Raw genomic sequence first — 273 nt, 5'->3', positions numbered from 1 at the left:
ATGTTCCCGATGGTAGCGTCTTTGTTTGAGCTTAAGTTAGCCAAACAAGTTGTAAAAGAAGAAGCCGAAAAATTGGCTATCGATATTAGTGGGATCCAAATTGGCATCATGATTGAAGTGCCATCGGCTGCCGTGATGGCAGATGTGTTGGCTGAACATGTCGACTTTTTCTCTATTGGTACTAATGATTTGACTCAATATACCTTAGCGATTGATCGTGGACACCCTAAGTTAGCCGCCATTGCTGATGGATTGCATCCTGCAGTATTACGC

1 protein-coding gene is annotated in these 273 nt (G+C 43.2%); it reads left to right on the top strand.

What is annotated here, in order from left to right; genetic code table 11:
- Positions 1 to 273, top strand: a 273-nt coding sequence (locus AAEZ02_RS22480; protein WP_351125262.1) for a putative PEP-binding protein, incomplete at its 3' end; no start/stop codon positions are given.

It is taken from the genome of Shewanella sp. T24-MNA-CIBAN-0130 (genome assembly GCF_040310185.1).
GTDB lineage: Bacteria > Pseudomonadota > Gammaproteobacteria > Enterobacterales > Shewanellaceae > Shewanella > Shewanella psychromarinicola.
This window is presented reverse-complemented; position numbering and strand designations above follow the sequence as displayed.